Origin of the sequence: Cupriavidus sp. DF5525 (assembly GCF_040149425.2) — a bacterium.
GTDB classification, from domain to species: Bacteria; Pseudomonadota; Gammaproteobacteria; order Burkholderiales; family Burkholderiaceae; genus Cupriavidus; species Cupriavidus pickettii_A.
Map to the genome: position 1 here is coordinate 1,555,536 of NZ_CP168267.1, position 20,371 is coordinate 1,575,906.

A 20,371-nucleotide genomic window follows, 5' to 3' on the forward strand; every position below is an offset into this window, starting at 1 on the left:
GAATCTTCCTTCGTGATCATTGCGCGGCGGGTTCAAGGCCGAGCGAGTTTGAATGATGCAACGCCAGCCTGATGGCGGCAGCGACGAAACAGACGATGGTGTTGCTAGCCGGGACCATTTTTCCGGTGAGAAGCATGCCGTGCATGTGGTCGCTCAGGTGCAGCGATGTGACACGTACGCCCTCGGCTTCCAACCGGGCGGCGTAGGCCCGGCCCTCGTCGCACAACGGATCGTGGGCCACGGTGAGTACGAGAGCAGGGGACGTGCCGGCAAGGCTGGCCGCCTTGAGGGGCGAGGCCCGCCAGTCCTTCCGGACCGCGATGGATGGCGCGTAATGCTCGATGAAGTAATGCATGGTGGCCGCCGTTAACGGAACGCCGGCGGTCACTCTCCGATAGGAGTCGCTGTCGGCGGCCAGGTCCAGTGCCGGATACAGCAATGCCTGGTGGATCACCGGGTGAACGCTGCCGTCGCGCGCCATTAGCGCGAGCACCGCGGCTAAGTTACCGCCCGCGCTATCCCCGCCGACACCGATCCTGTCAGGCGCAATGCACAGGGCAGCGGCGTTCTGACCCACCCATTGCAATGCGGCGACTGCGTCGTCCACCGCAGCGGGATAGCGATGCTCCGGCGCGAGGCGATAGTCGACCGCCACGACGCAAATGCCCGCGAGATTCGCCAACTGGCGGCACAACCGGTCGTGGCTTTCGAGATTACCGATGACCCAGCCCCCGCCATGCAGGTACAACAAACAGGGCAGTCGCTCGCCCGGCTGCGTCCCCGCGCCACGATAAATACGCAATGGCAGGGATCCGCCCGGTCCGGGGATCGCTTCGTTACGAACGCTGCCGACTTCGGTGCGCGGCGGCTGCAGGATATCCCAGCTGGCCGCATAAGCACCGCGCGCCTCTGCCGGCGTCAATGCCTCGAACGGCGGCCGGCCGGCCTGCCTACTCAGCGCGAGCAGGCGCTCGACATCAGGATCCAGGGACGACATAAAGTGAGTCCTTATGAAAGATTCCAAAACTGCCCCTAGACGAGCGCGACGCGCATACCTGCCTGGGCCCCGATGAGGTAGGCGTTGGCCCCCAGAAAAGGCCGTCGCCAACGTATTGGCGGGCGCGATGCCGTTCCGGGACAGGATCTGTTGCGACGCACGCGAGGTGTCGTCAGTCATGCAGTGTCCCTTTGCAGGTAGGGAAATGCGCGACGCGTACGCATTCCACCAGGTGCCCGGGTTCGGCAAAGCTGGCCAGCCGGTTGCGCGCCGAGGGAATGGCGACCAGCTCCATCAGCTCTAGCGCCCTGCGCTCGGCCGTCGCGTGGCCGCAGCGCGTATGGCACATGATGGTCTCGACGACCGGTAGCCAGGGCCCCCTGGATGCCAGGAAATTGCGTCGATTCATGACCATGCCTATCCCTGTTTGTTGAAGCGTCTCAGCGGACGATCGGCCAACTGCGTACCGTCGATCAGCCGCAAGCAGTATTTCATGCGCTCGGTAAGCCGCGCTTTTCCGTGAACGCCAGCGAATGTTTCCCGACCGACAAACTCGAGTTGCTTACCGAATCAATGTAGACGCCCCCGAGCACGCCGCAACCCCCTGCTTTGGTTACCTAGACGATGACGTTGGCGGCCCTGAACTGAACCAAGGTTCAGTGCGCCCCATCCATGTACGCAGGCTCTCGGCCCGCTGGCTGAAGACTGCCTGCGTTTCGCGCGCAGCAGTCTTGTACGTCGATACCAGGAGGTCGGACCGATCGACCACGGCGCAATACCAGCCAACCACCGCGCGCCCGCATGCTTACTCCCGGCTTGTGAACAATTAACAATGGCCAAACGCCAAGATCGGCAATCGCAGCCCAGGCGGGCACAGATGGGAGTTTTCATGACGTATCCAGCCGCGGTTGATTACCTTCTCGTACTGTGACATACTGACCAGTATTGCGCAATACCTTTCATGAAACAGACATCGGCACTTCCGTGGAGAATCTATGCAAACGATCGAGGACTTCGATGCACGTCAATTGCGGAACGTGCTTGGCAGCTTCGTCACCGGCGTTACGGTGGTGACCACGGTCGACGGGCATGGCAAGCCTCACGGCCTCACGGCGAACTCGTTCACGTCGGTCTCGCTCGATCCACCTCTAGTGTTGTGGAACCAGGCGCATTCCTCCCCCAGCCACCCTGTGTTCCGAGACACCTCACGCTTCGCCATCAACATTCTTGCTGAGCATCAGATCGCAATATCGCAGTGCTTCGCACGACCAAGTCCCGACAAGTTCAAAGGCGTGTCAGTCACATCAGGCTTAGGCGGGATCCCACTGATCGAAGGCTGCGCGGCAACATTGGAATGCCGCAAGGTAGCTACCCACGTGGGAGGTGACCATGCCATCTTCATTGGCCACGTAGAGCGCATTGCCATCGGCAACCCGCGGGCTCTGGTCTTCGGCGGCGGAAAATACCTTGTGGTGCATCCACACGACCTTGGCGAACTATCGGGGGACGGCAATACCAACGGTCTGCGCGAGGTGCGTGCTGTCCGTGCAGCGACACGGCTGACTCGCGAACTCGCGGCGGAACTCAACGAGACGCTTGCAGTCTCGATCTGGACCCCACACGGGCCGACTGTGGTGAATTGGGAACCAGCGTCTGAACCGGCAAGCACGACGCTTCGCATGGGCGTGGTGCCCCTGCTCGGTTCAGCAACGGGGCGCTTGTTTGCGGCACTACAGCCTCCCGACGCGCTCGCGACCACGCTTCGCATGCAGAGTCGTCTTGATTCGCTACCCCCTCAATTCGAGTCCGCGCTGATCAAGATTCGAGAGCAAGGCCATTCGATCAGCGAGCCGCCCGGCCCGGGTTCCAATCCCTCCGGCTTACGGGCGTTCAGCGTGCCAGTGTTCGATAAGCAGGGCGTCATCCTGCTCGCCATCACGGCGTTGCGGCGCATTGACGGAAGGCAGCAGGAAGAGCAATTGCTACAGCGCCTCAAGAACACCGCCCATATGCTGTCCCGACAGCTTTGACATAGCCACCAAATCCAACACACACCACTAGGAGACATCGATGAGACTAGGTCTGTTCATGATGCCGATGCACGCGCTACAGCGCGATTTCACGCAGACTCTGCGAGAAGACCGTGAAACAATCATTCTCGCCGACAAGCTCGGATTCCACGATGCTTTCGTCGGCGAACACCTTACCGACACGTCGGAGAACATCACCAATTCGATGATGTTCCTGTCTTCGCTCATCCATTCCACACAGAACATCCGGCTCGGCAGTGGCACCTGCAATCTGTCGCAGATGCACCCCGTGCTGGTCGCGGCGCAGGCGGCTATGTTCGATCACCTGTCAGAAGGCCGCTTCATCTTTGGCATCAGTCCGGGGGCGCTGCCGTCTGACTTCGAGGCACTGGACATGCTCGATAAGGATCGCCTCAAGCTCTTCGCCGAGGCAATCGATGTCATTCTCGCGATCTGGGATCGCGAACCGCCATACGACATCGAGTTTCCCAACAACCGATTCAAGGTAACTACGCGGTCCACCTACGATCTCGCCACGGGTGTCGGCATCCTGCCACGTCCTTACCAGTCGCCGCGTCCGGAGATCGTGGGTACAGTGGTGGCACCTTTCTCGAAGGGTGTGATCGCCATGGGCGAGCGCGACTTCCATCCAATGTCGGCGAACTTTCTGCTGCCCAAGTGGGCAAGGACGCATTGGGGAAACTATGTCGAAGGCAAACGCAATGTCGGCAAGACGGCCGACCCGTCCGACTGGCGAATCGCGCGCACGATTTTCGTTGCCGACGATGACAAGACTGCAGCCGCTTATGGACGAAACGATCGCGGAAGCCCGTATCGCTTCTACTATGAGCAGCTCTTGAATAAGCTGAAGAAAGGCGGTCGCCACGTTGTGTTCAAGGAGCGCATGGACCAGCCTGACGAAGAGCTGACGATGGATTTCATTCTCGACCGGCTGGTCATCCATGGTTCAGTAGATAGCGTGGTCGATCAGATCCTCGCCTTGCATGGGGAGATTGGCGACTTCGGCGAGCTGGTCTACGCGGCGATGGACTGGGTCGACGAAGGACTTGCCAAGCGGTCGATGCAGTTGATGGCCGAACAGGTCATGCCGCGCGTCAATGCGGCACTCGGCCGAGGGTAAATCCGGCGGTGCGGTAGCCATTCAAAGGCAACACGGTTCCATTTTCGGCTTCGCCCGGGTGGTGTGCACCGTCTGGCACCAGCACCTGGCCGGCATGAAGGGCTCCAAGGTGATCGTCGCGATCAACAAGGACGCCGAAGTCCCGATCTTCTCGGTGGCGGACTACGGCCTCATGGGCGACCTGAATACCGTGGTGCCGGAACTGGCGGAAGCCTTCTCGAAGTAACGAAGAATTGACTATGACAAGGCTCCCATTGGCAGGTGTGCGCATTCTCAGCCTGGCCGAGCAATGGCCAGGCCCTTTCGCCACCTTGCTGCTGGCCGACCTCGGTGCCGATGTGATCCTCGTCGAACGGCCCGGCGGTGGTGATCCATCACGCCGGTTTCCAGGTCTCTTCTCGGCGATGAATCGCAACAAGCGCTCGGTGGCGCTTGATCTAAAGTCAGACCGTGGCCGGGAGGACTTCCTGACACTGGTGGACACCGCCGACGTCGTGGTCGAAGGATTTCGTCCGGGCGCGATGGATGGGCTAGGGCTAGGCGCGGATGCCTTGCGGGCACGCAAGCCGTCGCTCGTCTTTGTTTCGATCTCGTCGTTTGGCCAAACAGGTCCCAGAGCCGCAGTCGCCGGGCATGACCTGAGCATACAAGCCGCCGCCGGCATGATCGACGTGCCGGCGGGCGAGGAAGCCGGCTTTGCGCTCCCCGTGCTGCCCCTGGCAGACATTTCAGCCGCAATGTTCGGTGCCCTGGCGGTAGTCACCGCGCTTTTCGACCGCTCCCGCACGGGCCAGGGAACACAGGTCGACGTTTCCATGCTGGATTCGCTGGTTGCCTGGATGGCGCCTTTCCTCGTCCCGCCCATGAATGGCTTGCCCATCCGGCCGCTGCCGCCCAAGGATCCCGGATATGGATTGTTCGGTACTGCGGACGGTCGCCAGATCACGCTCAGCATAGCGGGCGAGGACCACATGTGGCGCGCCCTATGCCGACTCTTGGCTCTGCCGGAATTCGGCGAACTGACCGAAGCGCAGCGCTCGGAACACGCTGCGGATATCGATCGGGTACTGCGCGCGTCGATAAAGCGACACCCTCACGACTGGCTTTGCCAACAGTTGGAGACGGAACGCATTGCCTTTGGTCCAGTCAATCACGTCGACGAAGTAGCGCAGGACCCTCAAATACTGGCCCGAAACATGGTGGTCGGCTTCGAAGGTGCCCGCTTTATCCGCCAGCCGCTGGTCTTCGATGGCGTCGAGAGCAAGATCGTCCGCCCCGTGCCGGGGCTTGGCCAGCACACTGAGGAAGTACTGAATAGCACAGGAGGAGAGAGTGTCTTCCGCCTCAGCACGCCTGACTGACCTGCCAATCAGGCAAATCCCCCCCTGTTCGCGGGCAGGCCGCTTAATGCATCATGCTGGACTCCGCCCCTGGACGAACAAATCCGTTGGTGAAACGGGTGCCCGGCGCCGGACGGGGCGCAAGGGCTGACATGAACATTCAACAACTCGAGACGTTCTACTGGATTACCCAATTAGGTACCTTCGGAGCGGCAGCCGAGCACCTTCACACGTCGCAGGCCAGCGTGTCTTCGCGCATCCGGGAGCTCGAGGCCGAACTCGATTTGATGCTGTTCAATCGTATCGGGCGCAACGTCACGCTCACGCTGAAGGGAAGGGAACTGCTAACGCACGCGGAGCGGGTCGTGGTCGAGGCTGCGCGACTCCGGATCGCTGCCGGCAAGCTCGTTATTGGACAAGGGTTAGTCCGGATAGGTGTGGGCGAAGTCATTGCCCTCCGTTCCCTGAGCACGATCATCAGCCAGCTCAAGGAACGCTATCCCGGCCTCGGCGTCGAGTTCGACGTGAACCTGAACGCCAACCTGCTGAACAAGCTGGCGCGCGGCGCGATCGACATTGCCGTCGTCGGCGAGCCTTCCGTGGACCCTGAAACCAAGCTGGTGCCGATCGGGGCACTGGGCTTTGCGTGGGTTGGCACGCCGGCGCTGCTCGGCGATCTGAACTGCGCCCGTCCAAGCGAGCTGGCGGAGTTGCCGATAATTTCCCTGCCACGCGATGCGCGCGTGTTTGCGGTGATGCAGGCATGGTTCGCCGAAGACGCCATCACGCCGATCGCCATCAACTACTGCAACAGCCTGTCAACCATGCTGAATGTCGTTCGCGCGGGACTCTGCATCTGCCTGGCGCCGATCGACCTGGTTGCCGCCGATATCGAGGCTGGCACCCTGCGCGCCCTGCCACCGGATCCCCCCTTGCGACCACTGACGTTTTTCGTCGCGACGCGCGCCGAGAACATCGATCCGGCGGTCGCCGAAATCGCCAAAATCGTGGTGGACGTCGCTCGCCTGCCCGAAGCCGGAACGCTCGCCCCCCTGCAATAGCCGGCATGGCAGATGCGGTCACAGCCGCAAAGGCAAGGCAACGACTGGCGGGTCGGCGTCAACACCTTGTTCGCTTGCCAGCGAAGGCGCTGCACGTTCGGCGCGACATCGAAAAATCTGATCAATACCGATCAGAAATTCCCGTTTGACCGCATAGGGCTCGCCTCGTAACTTGTCGCTACGGAGGCAACACTGCGAGGCACGTCGCCTGCAGAAACCTTGATGACAGTGCTGGCGTCTTTCATTCGCCATGACATCGGGGATGGCCTCACCTCCGACGGCCCATAGCTGTCCAAGGAGCACTGCGCACGTCGGCAGACGACGCCGCCCCAGTCCAGACAACACCTACAACGCGAGACACCATGCCTGAACCTCTCAGCAGAAATTTGTTCGATCTACTCCTTGAAATGGCGAACCGGGCGCCGGACCACGATGCCGTCATCGCGAATGGTCAGCATGTCACCTGGCGAGACCTGGAAGCGCGGGCTCGCCGCGTCGCCGCGGGTCTGCAGGCATTCGGTGTCATGCGCGGCGATCGGGTCGGCTTGCTGCTGAACAATCGCGTGGAATGGCTGGAAATCTGCTTCGGCGCGTCAATGCTGGGCGCGGTCACCGTGCCGTTCAGCACGTGGTCCAAGCGTGCCGAGTTGGACTTTCTGCTGCGCGACTCGGGGGTCAAGGTGCTGTTCATGCTGGAGCAATTCGGCGACCAGCGCTATGCAGCCGATCTCGCACAACTGATTCCGGCCCTACAATCAAGCCATCCCGGCACATGGCGCACGTCGGCCTACCCATCGCTGGAGCGCATCGTGACCCTCGCCGGCGATGCGCTGGTCGGGGCAGACAGCTATGAACGCCTCCATGCGGAGCCTCTGCCGCCTGTCGCAACATCCGCGTCCCGCGCGACGGACGATGCCCTGGTCTTGTACACGTCCGGCTCCACGTCCTATCCCAAGGCCGTCAGGTTGCTGCAAAGCGAAATCATCCTGAACGGCTTCCATATCGGCGAGCGGCAAGGCTATACCAGCGCGGACCGCGTACTGGTGAGCCTGCCGCTGTTCTGGTCGTATGGATCGGCGAATGCAATGTGCGCGACTTTTACGCATGGCGCCACGCTCGTCCTGCAAGGCCGCTTCGAGCCCGGCGAGGCGCTCGACCTGATCGAGCAACACGCATGCACGGCCATCTATACGCTGCCAGCCGCCACATCGGCACTGGTCTCGCATCCTTCCTTTGCGCCGAACCGCACGCGTAGCCTGCGCACCGGGCTGACGATCGGCAGTCCACAGGACCTCGCCGTTGCGGCAGAAGTGCTCGGAGCGAGTGAGATCTGCAATATCTATGGACAGACCGAGACCTATGGGAATTGCTGCGTGACGTGGCACCACGCGCCGCTCGACATGCGCAAGCAGTTCCAGGGCCCGCCCCTGCCAGGCATGCGAGTGCGCATTGTCAGTCCCGAAACCGGTGACCCTATATCGCCCGGCGAAACGGGCCTGATTGAGGTCGGCGGCCGCGTGACCCCGGGATATTCCGGCAAGAGCGAGGCGCTCAACATCGAGGCGGTCACCGAGGATGGGTACCTGAAGACGGGCGACCTGGGACGGATCGCGCCGGATGGGAGCCTGCAATTCCTCGGACGTAACACCGAAATGATCAAGCGGGCGGGCATCAACATCTCGCCCGCCGAAATTGAGGAAATGCTTCAGCAGCACAAGGATGTCGCGCTGGCAGGCGCCGTGGGAGTGCCGGAGGCAGAGAAGGGGGAGATGATTGTCGCTTTCGTCGTGGCGGCACCGGGCTCGGCGGTCACAAGCGAGGAATTGCGCGTGCATTGCAGGGCCCTGGCTTCGAGCTACAAAACGCCTGACCGGATCGAAATATGCGCCGAGTTGCCATCCACACCGACAGGCAAATTGCTACGCAAGGAATTGAAGAGCATGGCCGCGGCCCTGCTGGCGGCAAAACAGCCGAATGAGGCTGTCGACGCGGCAGCCTGAATCAGGGCGAACTGGCCTGCTGGTTCTCTTATCTGATCAGGAATACCCGGTCCCCTGAGGGCGATCGGGCATGAGCTCGAAGGAATCCGTCACAAATGCGGCCCTGCCCGGCTGTGCGTGATGACATGTTCCGTCCACGAGCATGGTGCCCTGTTCCCTTTGACCGGGCGCCCAGTCGCGCGAATCGCCCAGCGTTTTTCATCACAGCAAACCGCTTGCACGAAGGCGGACAAAAAGGCAGGAGGAGACACATGACAATGGACATCGAGACCGATGCAAGAGGGGAAAGGCGGAGAGTCATCATTAGCTCGTCATTGGGCACGGCGTTCGAGTGGTACGATTTTTTTCTATACGGCACACTTGCGCCGATCCTGGCCAAGCAATTTTTTGGCGGCGTAAATCCATCCGCCGCCTTCATTTTCGCCTTGCTAACGTTTTCCGCTGGCTTCGTGGCCCGACCGTTCGGATCGCTGGTATTCGGAATGATTGGCGACCTGATCGGCCGCAAACGCACGTTCGTCGCGACCATCGTGTTGATGGCATTGCCAACGTTCCTGGTTGGCCTGCTGCCCACCTACGCGTCATGGGGTATCTATGCACCCGCGACCCTGATTTTTCTGCGCATTCTGCAGGGCCTCGCGGTCGGCGGCGAATATGGGGGCGCGCTGGTTTACGTCGCGGAACATTCGCCACCGAACAAGCGAGCCCTCGACGTCTCGTGGCTCTGCGCCATGACCCCGGCTGGCATCATCATGTCGACCTCCGTCACATTGGCCATTCGGACCTGGGTTGGCGAGGATGCGTTTGGAGAATGGGCGTGGCGCATCCCGTTCCTTGCGTCGGCCTTGCTGTTCGGCATTGCCATGTGGCTGCGTCTCAGATTGAAGGAATCACCGATCTTTGCCGAGATGAAGGCCGCAAGTCATGGCCGGCGCAGGCCTGTACGCGAGGCTTTCGGTGACTGGAAGCATCTGCGCACCGCCATCCTGCTCGCATTCGGTGTGAACACCGCGATCGGGGTAATTGCCTACACATCCCAGTTCTACACGCAGTTCTTCATGAGCAAAACGCTGGGTATCGATCCGGTGACAATCAACTGGATCCTGCTGCCGTCACTGTTGATGAGCATGCCGACTTATATACTGTTCGGCTGGCTTTCGGACAGGATCGGCCGCAAGCCGGTGTTCGTGATGGGAACTCTGCTGGCGGCGTTGACGCTACAGCCGGCATTTCGGGCGATGACGCACTATGGCAACGGGACGCTGGAAACAGCGCAACAGACAGCGCCAGTCGTTGTGTATGCCGACCCGGCCAAATGCTCCGTACAGTTCAATCCGGTCAGTGCCACGAAGCTATTCAGTTCCTGCGACATTGCGAAGGGCTATCTGGCCGGCAAGATGGTGCCGTATTCGAATCAACCCTTGCCATCGGAGGCGACGGCGATCATCCACATCGGCCAATTGCGAATCGAGGCGTTTGAAGGTGCCAACCTGACGAAAGCCGCGTTTCAGGAGGAGGAAAAGCGCTTCCAGACTCGGGTTCAGCAAGCGCTGAGCGCGAGCGGATATCCGGAATCGGCGAATCCGCACGCAATCAATCGCGGCGCGCTCATTGTCATAATGACCTATCTTCTTTCGCTGCTCGGGATGATCTACACGCCAGCGTCGGCGTGGATGACCGAGCTTTTCCCGACCCGGATTCGCTACACCGCACTATCGTTGCCCTACAACATCGGCGCTGGCTGGATTGGCGGCTTCATGCCCAGTGTGGCCTTCGCCATGGTGGCTTCCAATGGCGGCATCTATTTCGGCCTCTGGTATCCCGTCCTGTTTTTCGCCCTGGCCATCGTGATCAGCACGCTTTGCCTGCCGGAAACAAGGAACCGCGAATTGAACGCGCCCTTGCAGGACGCTACCGGCCTTTCCGGAGACGTGCTGCCTGACGAGCCAATGGATGAAAGGCGGAAGCCAGCTGTCCGGGGCAAGAACTTGACCGCCGGATCCTGACGCGATGCAATGGTCCCTGCGATGCGGCCGATGGGGCGGACATATGCGCCAGCTGTATGGCCCATTTCGCGCCGCTCGCATTCAACTCGCCGCACCGCAGGGAATTCGGACACATAATGCACGGCGCATGTCGGACAAGGTGTCAACAGCTGGCAGGCCAACGCATGCTTATGGAACCGTTCACCGCCTCACGGCAATGACGCAGGCTCTTCGAACTCGCATGGAAGAAATGTTGATCGAACATGGAGACGGGCAAGTCGTCCGCCACTCGACGGCATTGACTTGCAAGGCTTGCGGATCGTTGGCGGGCCCGGCCAACCCGTCAACAGGTTCCTCGGGGGTAACGCCAGCATGCGTTCACGCCGCTTCTGTCGTCGCGGGTCGCGTGTGTTTGCGGCGCTTCTTGACCTGGCTCATCGACAACACCAGCTCCGCCACGTGCTCGGCGGTTTCGCCCGCCGTCAGTCTACCCTCGGGCCGGTACCAGACGTACGACCAACTGACGATGCCCCCGATCGCCAGTGCAGCAAGCTTGACGTCCTCGACGATGAATTCCTCTGCGGCAATTCCTTGGTCCAGCAGATCGCACAGCTTGCGGTCGAACTCGCGACGCATGTCGTTGATCGCCGCCGCATCCTCTTCGGACAGGTGCTTCTCTTCGCGCGTGTAAATCGCGATATGCGCCTGATTCTGAATCACCGCCAGCATGAAATCGCGCACCAAGGCACGGAGCTTCTCGGTAGGCGTGCCCTCCGAAGCAGTCACACGATTCGCCACGTCCAGCGACGCGCGGATACCACGCGAGCAGATCTCGCCCAGCAGCGCGTTCTTGGACTTGAAGTGCGAATAGATAAACGGCTTAGTCACCTTCATCCGCTCGGCTACTGCATCCAGCGTGGTGTTGGCAAACCCTTGCGTGTAAAAGAGACCTACCGCTTCCGCGATAATCCGCTCCCGCTTGAGGTGTGAAATCGCGTCGCGAATGTCGTCAGTCGGCTCGGCAGCACCGCTCGCCCTTGCCGGGCGGCTGGCTGCTTTCTCCGATGCCACGGCACGCGCCTGGGTTTTTGGCGCCGATTCGCCTTGCTTACGATCAGGTATTTTTTTCATACTAATGGGTTCCGCTGCTAACCGTCATCATTCTAGAGCCTTTTGCTCATCTTTTGTAGCCTCGGCAGGCGTCTCTTCGTGCACTTCGACGTGGCGTATCACGCGTTGACCGATCCCCGGCGCAGGAGCCCAGCGCCCTAGCGCGCGCACGCCCTCATCCACGTCGACTGTCACCAGCACAGGTTTCCCGCGAAGGCCGGATGGATAGCGTGATGCGCGACAGTCCAGCCATGGATGCGCCCGAGACCGCTAGGGGTCTGCCATTCAATGTTGATGGAATAGCAATTGTCGCAAAGAAGCCGTGGATAGTGTCGAGTCTTCTACCCCCTCGGTGCAGCGCCGCAGCAAGAGGGGGCCAGTGGCGGCCCGTTCCCAATAGTTGCGCGACAAGTCGCCAGGTTGCGGAATCGGTTTGATGGTGCGGTGACCGACGCGCAGGAAAAGTTCGAGTTTGCGTCCTTCCAGCGGCCGGAGCGACGGGTCCAGGAAAGGTAGGTGCACGGCACAGCCGGCGGCTGCGATCACAGTATCGGAGCGCTTAGCGCTGCCATCCGGGAACCGCACATCGTCGCCCTGTACCGACTCGATACCGGGCGTTGACTTTGATGCGATTCCATAGAAAGTGTGACATCAGGCTCGGATGGCTGGTGGGATGCGTCCAGGTGCATCGGCACGCCCCGGTGACCGGTGGCGACGAGGACTGCATCGAACTCGTCGTCGGTACCGTTTTCGAGACGGACGTGCCAGCGCCCGTTGTCCGACTATGTCGACTATGTCTCTACGCCCTTCGAACGAAAGCGTATGTGGCGGACCATGTCAAAGTGCTCAGCATACGCCTGGAGCTACCGACTTACCTGATCATGGTCGGGAAACAGCGGCGTTCCATATGCGGTCACTGCAACCTTTGAGTTGAGGTGCAGCGACCGATAGGCCGGCGAAATCCCGTTATCATTTTAGTAGTCTCAACGGCCACCCACTCTACATCCGGCCTTATAGACGACCACTTCCATGCCGGCGGCGAGCCTGTGTTTTGCGGAACACAAGCCCGCCGCTCCGGCACCGATCAACGCTCTCCGGCTTCCATGTTGCCTCGCCGCTGCATCACTCGACCTCGAACCAGAAGTCGACCACGTCGCCGATACGCTGCTCGGCGAATTTCGTGGTGACGCGGGTGCCCACTTTCAAGGTCTGCGCCGCGGCGGCCGGGTCGCTCAGGTCCACGCCCCGGAAGAAGCCTCCGATTGCCGTGTCCGCTCCGTCCAGCAGCACATAGCCAAATGCATAGGGCGGATCAGGTAGACCCTGGAACGGCTCGTACACCATGGTGAACGTCTCGATGCGTCCTCCCGGACCAACCTCCACCCATTCGGTCGTCGGCTCCAACGTCTGATCCGAGAACGCCCGCGGCGGCACCAGCACGCGCCCCGTCTTGCCACAGCGGCGCCCGTAGATCTTCGCGTTGTCACGAATCTGCACGTAGAACCAGCTCGCGGTCTCGCCCAGCGCGTGGTTATAAACGATGTTCCAGGCCTCGCGGCGCTTCAGCAGTTCCATTTGTTTTCCTTTCGATGTTATGCCTCGACAACCATCGTTCCGAAGAACTGATGGTCGCCGCCATTACCGCTCGCGATTCCCACGCGCGCGCCCTTGACCTGATGCCCGCCTGCGCGGCCAGACACCTGCAACGCCACCTCTGCCACGCGGATCATGGCCGTCACCGCAATCGCGTTGGTACACAACGTGCCGCCCGACGGATTGACCGGAATCTCCCCGCCGAGCGTGAAACGCCCCTGCTTGAGTTGCGCGGGCGATTCGCCCAACCCCGCCAGCCCCGCCGCCTCGATCGAGTGGAACTCGGTGTTGCTGAATGGCGCATAAAGTTCGGCGACGTCCACCTGCTTTTGCGGATCGCTGATACCGGCCATGCGGTACGCCCGCTCGAACGAGCCCTTGAGCGCGAACGCGTCGGCATGGTCCGCCGTGAAGCCGTTGCCCATGCGATCGCCGATGTAGTAGCTTTCCGAGCAGTGGCCTACCCCGGTGATCCACACCGCGTCCAGCTTGCGGTCCTTGATGTATTTCTCCGACGCCAACACCATCGCACCGCCGCCGCTGGACTGCGGGCAGCAGTCCATCAGCTTCACCGGCCAACTGATCAGGCGCGAGGCCAGCACCTCGTCGACCGTGGTCGTCTTGCGCAGGTGGGCGTTCGGGTTGAGCGAGGCGTGATAGCGGTTTTTCACCACCACTTCGGCCATATCGCCCTCGGTTAGTCCGTACTTCTCCATATAGCGCACCGCCGACATCGCCAACATCGTGATCGTCCCAAGCGGCAGCGACCGCTCGTACATCGGGTCCCAGATCTTGTTCAGCACCGTCTGCGAGTCGCCGCACTCGCCGACCTTGTCGGCGCCGGCGGTCATCACCACCTCACTGGCCCCGGAGGCGATGTGGTAGTAGGCCGCAGCCACACTGGAGATGCCGGTCGCGCCGCCGGTATTGATGCGCAGGAAGCGCTTGTTGCGCGCTCCCACCGCATCGACGCCCAGCCGCTCGGCGTTGCCAATGCCCACCATCGCGTCGGGCGACAGCGAATAGACGATCGAATCGATGTCCTCGAAGCCAGTCTGGGCGTCGTGCATCGCCTGCACCACCGCCTCGCGCACCAGGTCCGGGTAACTGGCATCGTCGCGCCGCGGCTTGAACGCGGACTGGCCGATGCCGATGATTCCTACGCGTGGATAATTCATGGATTTCCTCACTGGTCGCGGCCAAAGACCACGACGGTCTGGTACATCATCGCGGGGCCGCTAGCCGCCTGCGCCAGCGCACTACGCACCAACGGCGCCTGATGGCTGCCGGCCACGCCCCTGACTTGATTGGCGGCTTCTGCAATACGCACCAGGCCGCCACAGAACACCGGATTGATCGCGGCAAGCCCGCCCGACGGGTTGATCGTCGGCCCGCCTGCTTCCCCCGGCGCCGCGTCGTCCCCCTGCTCTGCCCGCGCAACGCCTAACGCCTGGCAAACCAGCAGTTCCTGGTAGGGCGTCGGCCCCGTGAGTTCGGCAACATCCATCTGCTGCACGCCCTGCACGCCCGCCTCGCCGAACGCCTGCCGCGCCGCCTCCTCCAGCGCAGGCGCAGCACTCAGGTCGCGGTCGCCCAGGAACGCCGCCTCCGTTGCCCAACCCATACCTCGCACCCACGCCGGATTGGCGATCCCCTGTTTGTCCACGACGGCCTGCGAAGCCAGCACCAACGCCACCACGCCACCCACCGGCGGGCGCATCATCGCTTCGCGCACCGGCCAGCGCTTCACCTTCGAGGCACCAACCTGCTCCGCGGTCTCGACCGGACCCACGGCCTCCGGGTAGGCGATCGCGCCATGCCGCCGATTGCGCTCCACCACCGCCGCCGCCAGGGCCTCGGTCTGCGGCTGGGCCTGGACGATGACGTTTGCCTGCAGCGCGAACGACGACAGGTCGTCCAGTGGCAGCTGCCGATGAAAATACGGATCCGCGCCAAGGCGCTCGGCTTCCGCCAGCGATGTCGTCTCGGTCACTCCCCACGCCAGAACGAGCTGTGTCTCGTACTGGGCCGAGGCAACCCGCAGTACCCCCATCACGAAGGCGTGCTCGCCCGCCGAGGGCGTGGACAGGATGTCGCGGTCGACGCCGCCCACGGAGCCCGAAGCGGCCATCACTGAGATGGCGCGTCCGTCAAACTGGTCGTTGGATCCCACCACGATCCCATCGATCTGCTCCATCGTCAGCCCCGCATTCTTCAGCGCGGCCTGCGATACCTCGTAAAGAATTTCTTCTAGTGAGTGCCGGTCTGACTTGACCGGGACCCGGATAGCGCAGCCGATAACGGCTGCAGGTCGGTTCAGTGACATGTAGTCCTCAGAAGTGGAGTGCAAAGGCACAACGGCCTTCGCATATGCGAGCGTCAGTCGCTTCAACGCCGTCGCAAACAGCACAGATGCGATGAAGGTACAACTGGACAACTCATGATTCCGTACTTTTCAGAATCGTATCACCCCATTGGAACTCACGTCTACTAGTCAGTAGCATATCGTACGACTTTTATCTTGCGAGCATCGAGAAGCCGATGCCCCCTGCGGATTCTGAGCAAAGAGGTGCAGCGGCCAGGATGGCCTAACCCGGGGTCTGGCGACCGGTCGGGGGCAGTCGAAAGCAATGCCGCGCCACAAACAATAAGACCAGCCGCTTTGGCTGGTCTCGCAGTTCCACAGCAAGTCAACCATCCGAGCCACGGAGGCCTTCTCTTCCTGACGGTCACGGAAGCTTAAAGAACCGGATGCTGCGTGGGCCGACTTCAGGAGACCACCGGCGACAACCGGCACGCAGTATCCGGGAACGAGCAATCAGTATGTTTAGAAGTTATGACGAATGGCGAGAACCACGCCAAGCTGGTTTTCCCCCGGCATCACGGTGCCATAGCCGCTAACGCCAAGATTCGAGCCTTCCTTGTTTCTGGCGTACGCACCAGCTGTGTAGAGGGAAGTCCGCTTGGAGAACGCATACGTTCCCGCGACCGTAAACATCCATGGGTCGGCGCCACTAGCGCGACTATTCGTATAATACGCAGCAGCCGCGAGTGTGAAAGCCGGGTAGATCTTCCACTTCGCACCGGCCCAATATAGATCGGCCCGAGACGTGATCGGTCCGCGTACTGTGCTCAGATAACGATAGCCAACAAAGGCTTTCGCCGGGCCGAAGGCAAACCCGCCTGCCGCGCTCGCTCGCCGCGTCTTGTCGTCCACTGTTGCAACGGTTGACCCGGCAATCTCTTCATAAATTGCGCCAAGATCGAAGTTGCTTCCGCTATAGACAAGCAAAGCACCATATTCCCGACCGACCCTGGAATTTCCTGGCACTTCTCCATTCACTCCCGCCCCTCCGTCGACACCGAAGCTATACGTGATTTCCGTATAAACCGGACCATAGTTTCCAGTGTACTTCACTGAATTATCGTAACGAGTACCCGGCCCACCGGGGTTGTCGTTGGACGCGATGGAATAGCGTGTCGCCAGCTGCATCGGATCAAAAATCAGCGCGTATGCAAAATTTACCGAATACTGCCGCCCGAACAATAGCTGCGAATTCTTTGCACCAAGTCCAACAAATGCCTGGCGACCAAAGAGCCGTCCGCCTTGGGCGGCCATTCCCGTATCGAGACTAAAGCCGCTCTCAAGCACAAAGATTCCTTGGCACCCGTTGCCCAAACTCTCAACACCACGCAAGCCCCAGCGCGAACCGGCCGCATTGCTGTCCTGCAGTCGCAGGGCACTGTGATTGCCCGCTGGCAGATGCGTCGCGTATTCGAAACCGGCATCGACCACGCCGTAAAGAATCACATTGGATTGTGTCTGAGCATGCGCGGCGGCGCCTGCCAGACCCAACAATGGTAAAGCTGTGGATAATCTCCTGATCACGTTCGCTCCTCCTGTTGATTATATTTTTTCAAACTTCGATCGTGGTTTTTCTTGATTCAGGCAAGAATTTCTTATCTCTTATATTGAAAAGTCGCATTTTTCCGGCGTAGAACGTCGTGGACAAGACGCCTGGATCCCGGCGGACGCTTTGAATCGCCACGACCCGGTGATTTCATTTTGCGATGTGCTTATCGCCCTTGCGCGCTTTCCGGATCGGTAGCAATGCCTCAGAGAATGGCGACCGGAGAAAGCGGGCTTCCCGTTGCACCCACGATCGGCAATGCGCTGGCGACGAACATGAATTCATGCCGGCCGCTCGCGACGAGTGGATCCAGCATCAGCCCCTCCAGCAACGGGACGCCGAAGTCGCGGATCAGCAACTGATGCACCGGGAAAATCCGCCCTTCGGGGAACGGTAAAACCTCCACCGCAAAGTTGTCGGCGCCAACGATTGCCACCTCGTGTTCGGCCAGCCACAATGCCGCCTCGACGTCGATACCCGGCTCCTCATCGAATGTCGGCCGCTTGATGCCCTTCTGCGACTCCAGCCATCCTGTGCGCAGCAGCACGGCGTCGCCGCGCCGCGGCTTTACGCCAGCCGCCTCCGCGGCCGCTTCGAGGTCGGCACGGCCTATTGACTGACCTGGACTCAGCACGCTGCCTTTCTGGCGCACCAGATCCAGCAGCAGGCCTCGCGTGACGACGGGCGGCATCTTCTCCACTCCGAGACGCGACGCACCAGTGGTGCTGCGTATCGTGTCACCGAGGTAGCCGTTGTATAGCTTGTCGTCATACCAGGCATGGCAGAGGGCATCGACATGCGTACCGATATGCAGCGGCATGACTACGGAATCCTCGGCAAACTGGAAGCCGCCCGGCCGCCGGCCGCCGGCGGCATAGTCACCGCCGTCCCTTCCCATGAAGTGTTGCAGCCCACAGCGGTGCCCAGGCACCGGCGTCGCAGGCGACAATAGCTGGGCCAGCCGCAGCACCTCGCCCGTGCGTACCAGCCCGCTAGCGCTCTTTACCTCCTCTGGCCCGATGAAGTTAAGCGCGCCGCGTTCGTCGTCGGCCCCCCATCTATTCCACGCTTCCTGACTCACCCGACTACTCCTTCTGCTTGAAGATGTTGCATTCGTCACTCGGTGTCGCAACGTTGCTGCTGTTCGCCTGCCCGTCTCCTCATGCTTCACAGGGTCAACAAAACCCATACGGTTGTATTGATACTCGTGAGTATCCTGCAGTACCACTTAGAATGAAAGAACTTTTTTTCATCGACGTTATGGTTTTTTGTGATTGCATGCCTCTCCATGTCGGGATAGGTGTCGCCCAGCCGGCTTTTGATGAGGTCAATGCCAGGACTGAAATGATGGGAAAACGAAACGCTATCCGGCGGAATACAAGGAGTGAGTGGTTGGTCAGATGATGCCGCCCGTGAATCGATCCGCTGTAGAGCTAGCGCAGGGAAAGGGGTGTCACGACAGCTAGCCAGCGCACCTGTTGTGCCAGCAGCGGCAAACAGAGTGACAATTGGTCCAGCACGGCCAGGCTCCGGGTGGCGTCAGAGACGGCGCCCCTGTAAGTCGGCTGACTGAGCATCTTCCGTACGAGTGGATCGAGCGCGCGGTAGAGGCGACAAGTATCCGTCGCCGTCGGTTGCCCGCTGAACAGGTGGTATGGCTGGTGATTGCGCTGGCGATGTACCGCCATTGGTCGATCAGCGAAGTGCTCGACAATCTGGAGCTGGCACTGCCTGACGAGGTGGCGCCGTTCGACAGCAAAAGTGCGGCAACACAAGCCCGCCAGCGCGTTGGCGAGGCGCCGCTGGCCTGGCTGTTCGAACGAACTGCGCGCGCTTGGAGTCTGCAGGACGCCAGCGACTTACGCCTTCAAGGCACTCAGCTTGTGGGCGATGGATGGCACCACGCTACGCACGACCGACAGCCCCGCCAACCGCGAGCACTTCGGCGCCCAAGCTTACGCTCGCAGGGTCTCCAGCTATCCGCAGGTGCGCGTGGTGACGCTGACTGCGATCCCCACGCATCTGGTCGCAGGCGCCAGCTTCGGTCGCTATGAAAGCAATGAGATGGTGTACGCCAAAGGCTTATTGCCGCAGATACGGGATGATTCACTGACGGTATTCGACAAAGGCTTCCTGGCTGCCGAGATACTGTGCGGCCTGACGATGGGCGGGCACAACCGCCACTTCCTGATTCCGGCCAAATCCAACACGTGCTGGGAGGTTATGGCCGGCACGCCCGAGGATGCCACAGTACGCATGCGTGTGTCGCCGCAGGCACGCAAGAAGTGTCCGGCGCTGCCAGAATTCTGGCAGGCGCGGGCGATCCGCACGATCGATGCACGCGGACGTAGCCGAATTCTGCTGACGTCGCTGCTCGATCGCCGACGCTTTAAACCTGCTGATATCGTCGCCTGTTACGAACGTCGCTGGCAGATCGAAACGAGCTACCGGGAACTGAAGCAGTCGATGCTCGGCATGGAGCTGACCTTGCGCAGTTGAACCGTCGATGGGGTATGTCAGGAAATTTGGGGCGCCTTGATCGCCTACAACCTGATTCGCCGCGAGATGGCCAGCGCCGCCCGAGAAGCGAAGCTCGCGCCGACCGACATGAGCTTCGTCCGCGCCTTCCATGTTATCCAGCACGAGATGATGTGGGCAGCCGTCACGCCAGCCTTTGCGAAATTGCCCGACTGTCTGCGGCGCCTACGCGAGCGCCTAAAGTCTCTGCCCAATGTAAAACGACCCGGCCGCTCATGCGACCGGGTCGTCAAGTCACGCCCTTCACGCTATGCCGTTCGCTTCCTCAACCGGGACCATAACTGAACGGCATTAACCCATCGGGTCGCTTTTTTTTCTGGTTCATCGCCAATCTGCGGGGTGGGGCGAGGGTCTCAGAACGCCCCTGAGTGGAGATGACCCGCTTTTTTGGACACCCACTATCTTGAACCGTAGGGGGTACCCATCATGGCCAAAACTCGAGCGCCGTATGCCGACGCTTTCCGGCAGCAAATGATTGACCTGGTCCATGCCGGCCGGACGCCGGAAGACCTGGCCAAGGAATTCGAACCCACTGCCCAGACCATCTACAACTGGGTCGCACAAGCCCGACCGCGACGCCGGAAAGCGTCACGATGGCCTGAGCACTGCTGAGCGTCAGGAACTGACCCGTCGTCGTAGAGAGCTTCGTCAGGTCAAGATGGAGC

The 20,371-nt window shown here is 61.0% G+C and carries 15 protein-coding genes and 2 pseudogenes; 9 read left to right on the plus strand and 8 right to left on the minus strand.

The features are described from left to right. Positions 1-16: 16 nt before the first annotated feature. Together ABNX08_RS41720 and ABNX08_RS41725 are read right to left on the minus strand one after the other, a co-directional pair. A complete protein-coding gene (locus ABNX08_RS41720) occupies positions 17-997 on the minus strand; it encodes an alpha/beta hydrolase (protein ID WP_349607899.1) in 981 nt (326 codons plus the stop codon). A 172-nt stretch (positions 998-1,169) separates the two neighbouring features. Beyond that, entirely contained in the window at positions 1,170-1,406 is a 237-nt protein-coding gene (locus tag ABNX08_RS41725; RefSeq protein ID WP_349607901.1) for a hypothetical protein, read from the minus strand. Positions 1,407-1,992: 586 nt separating this feature from the next. Between ABNX08_RS41725 and ABNX08_RS41730 the strand changes: the two genes are divergently transcribed. The 7 genes and pseudogenes from ABNX08_RS41730 to ABNX08_RS41760 all read left to right on the plus strand — a co-directional run bounded on the left by ABNX08_RS41730 (position 1,993) and on the right by ABNX08_RS41760 (position 10,575). Next, entirely contained in the window at positions 1,993-3,027 is a 1,035-nt protein-coding gene (locus ABNX08_RS41730) for a flavin reductase (RefSeq protein WP_349607903.1), read from the plus strand. A 40-nt stretch (positions 3,028-3,067) separates the two neighbouring features. Beyond that, a complete protein-coding gene (locus tag ABNX08_RS41735) occupies positions 3,068-4,168 on the plus strand; it encodes an LLM class flavin-dependent oxidoreductase (protein WP_349607905.1) in 1,101 nt (366 codons plus the stop codon). A 79-nt stretch (positions 4,169-4,247) separates the two neighbouring features. Next, positions 4,248-4,394, plus strand: a pseudogene (locus tag ABNX08_RS41740) (electron transfer flavoprotein subunit alpha/FixB family protein); the annotation flags it as partial. Positions 4,395-4,407: 13 nt separating this feature from the next. Beyond that, entirely contained in the window at positions 4,408-5,529 is a 1,122-nt protein-coding gene (locus ABNX08_RS41745) for a CaiB/BaiF CoA-transferase family protein (RefSeq protein WP_349607907.1), read from the plus strand. A 131-nt stretch (positions 5,530-5,660) separates the two neighbouring features. Continuing rightward, the gene (locus ABNX08_RS41750) at positions 5,661-6,569 is read left to right on the plus strand and encodes a LysR family transcriptional regulator (RefSeq protein WP_349607909.1); all 909 of its coding nucleotides are present in this window, start codon (positions 5,661-5,663) and stop codon (positions 6,567-6,569) included. Positions 6,570-6,931: 362 nt separating this feature from the next. Continuing rightward, positions 6,932-8,569 (plus strand): class I adenylate-forming enzyme family protein, encoded by a 1,638-nt coding sequence (locus ABNX08_RS41755; protein WP_349607910.1) that lies wholly within the window; start codon positions 6,932-6,934, stop codon positions 8,567-8,569. Between the two features lie 257 nt (positions 8,570-8,826). Further along, a complete protein-coding gene (locus tag ABNX08_RS41760; RefSeq protein WP_349607912.1) occupies positions 8,827-10,575 on the plus strand; it encodes an MFS transporter in 1,749 nt (582 codons plus the stop codon). Between the two features lie 357 nt (positions 10,576-10,932). Here the strand turns inward: ABNX08_RS41760 and ABNX08_RS41765 are convergent, their stop codons facing one another. The 6 genes from ABNX08_RS41765 to ABNX08_RS41790 form a co-directional block, all read right to left on the minus strand. After that, entirely contained in the window at positions 10,933-11,685 is a 753-nt protein-coding gene (locus ABNX08_RS41765) for a TetR/AcrR family transcriptional regulator (RefSeq protein WP_349607914.1), read from the minus strand. A gap of 1,101 nt (positions 11,686-12,786) precedes the next feature. Then, the gene (locus ABNX08_RS41770; protein ID WP_349607916.1) at positions 12,787-13,239 is read right to left on the minus strand and encodes an OB-fold domain-containing protein; all 453 of its coding nucleotides are present in this window, start codon (positions 13,237-13,239) and stop codon (positions 12,787-12,789) included. A 17-nt stretch (positions 13,240-13,256) separates the two neighbouring features. Further along, positions 13,257-14,435, minus strand: a complete 1,179-nt coding sequence (locus ABNX08_RS41775; protein WP_349607918.1) for a thiolase family protein — start codon at positions 14,433-14,435, stop codon at positions 13,257-13,259. A gap of 8 nt (positions 14,436-14,443) precedes the next feature. Further along, positions 14,444-15,583 (minus strand): hypothetical protein, encoded by a 1,140-nt coding sequence (locus ABNX08_RS41780; protein WP_374063768.1) that lies wholly within the window; start codon positions 15,581-15,583, stop codon positions 14,444-14,446. 501 nt (positions 15,584-16,084) lie between these two features. Further along, positions 16,085-17,146: a porin gene (locus tag ABNX08_RS41785; RefSeq protein WP_349607922.1), complete on the minus strand. Its 1,062-nt coding sequence runs from the start codon at positions 17,144-17,146 to the stop codon at positions 16,085-16,087. A 227-nt stretch (positions 17,147-17,373) separates the two neighbouring features. Further along, positions 17,374-18,249: a cyclase family protein gene (locus ABNX08_RS41790; RefSeq protein ID WP_349607924.1), complete on the minus strand. Its 876-nt coding sequence runs from the start codon at positions 18,247-18,249 to the stop codon at positions 17,374-17,376. A gap of 427 nt (positions 18,250-18,676) precedes the next feature. On the opposite strand from ABNX08_RS41790, the pseudogene ABNX08_RS41795 reads away from it, so the two are divergent. Next, positions 18,677-19,991, plus strand: a pseudogene (locus tag ABNX08_RS41795) (IS4 family transposase). A gap of 141 nt (positions 19,992-20,132) precedes the next feature. Continuing rightward, positions 20,133-20,318, plus strand: a complete 186-nt coding sequence (locus tag ABNX08_RS41800) for a transposase (RefSeq protein ID WP_367576174.1) — start codon at positions 20,133-20,135, stop codon at positions 20,316-20,318. The last annotated feature ends 53 nt before the right edge of the window (positions 20,319-20,371 follow it).

What these genes read in the sequence shown, in the direction of transcription:
- ABNX08_RS41775 (WP_349607918.1), bottom strand. Translation starts at nt 14,435, where the DNA reads ATGAATTATCCACGCGTAGGAATCATCGGCATCGGCCAGTCCGCGTTC.
- ABNX08_RS41770 (WP_349607916.1), bottom strand. Translation starts at nt 13,239, where the DNA reads ATGGAACTGCTGAAGCGCCGCGAGGCCTGGAACATCGTTTATAACCAC.
- ABNX08_RS41800 (WP_367576174.1), top strand. Translation starts at nt 20,133, where the DNA reads ATGGCCAAAACTCGAGCGCCGTATGCCGACGCTTTCCGGCAGCAAATG.
- ABNX08_RS41780 (WP_374063768.1), bottom strand. Translation starts at nt 15,583, where the DNA reads ATGTCACTGAACCGACCTGCAGCCGTTATCGGCTGCGCTATCCGGGTC.
- ABNX08_RS41760 (WP_349607912.1), top strand. Translation starts at nt 8,827, where the DNA reads ATGGACATCGAGACCGATGCAAGAGGGGAAAGGCGGAGAGTCATCATT.
- ABNX08_RS41755 (WP_349607910.1), top strand. Translation starts at nt 6,932, where the DNA reads ATGCCTGAACCTCTCAGCAGAAATTTGTTCGATCTACTCCTTGAAATG.
- ABNX08_RS41725 (WP_349607901.1), bottom strand. Translation starts at nt 1,406, where the DNA reads ATGAATCGACGCAATTTCCTGGCATCCAGGGGGCCCTGGCTACCGGTC.
- ABNX08_RS41765 (WP_349607914.1), bottom strand. Translation starts at nt 11,685, where the DNA reads ATGAAAAAAATACCTGATCGTAAGCAAGGCGAATCGGCGCCAAAAACC.
- ABNX08_RS41750 (WP_349607909.1), top strand. Translation starts at nt 5,661, where the DNA reads ATGAACATTCAACAACTCGAGACGTTCTACTGGATTACCCAATTAGGT.
- ABNX08_RS41735 (WP_349607905.1), top strand. Translation starts at nt 3,068, where the DNA reads ATGAGACTAGGTCTGTTCATGATGCCGATGCACGCGCTACAGCGCGAT.
- ABNX08_RS41730 (WP_349607903.1), top strand. Translation starts at nt 1,993, where the DNA reads ATGCAAACGATCGAGGACTTCGATGCACGTCAATTGCGGAACGTGCTT.
- ABNX08_RS41720 (WP_349607899.1), bottom strand. Translation starts at nt 997, where the DNA reads ATGTCGTCCCTGGATCCTGATGTCGAGCGCCTGCTCGCGCTGAGTAGG.
- ABNX08_RS41745 (WP_349607907.1), top strand. Translation starts at nt 4,408, where the DNA reads ATGACAAGGCTCCCATTGGCAGGTGTGCGCATTCTCAGCCTGGCCGAG.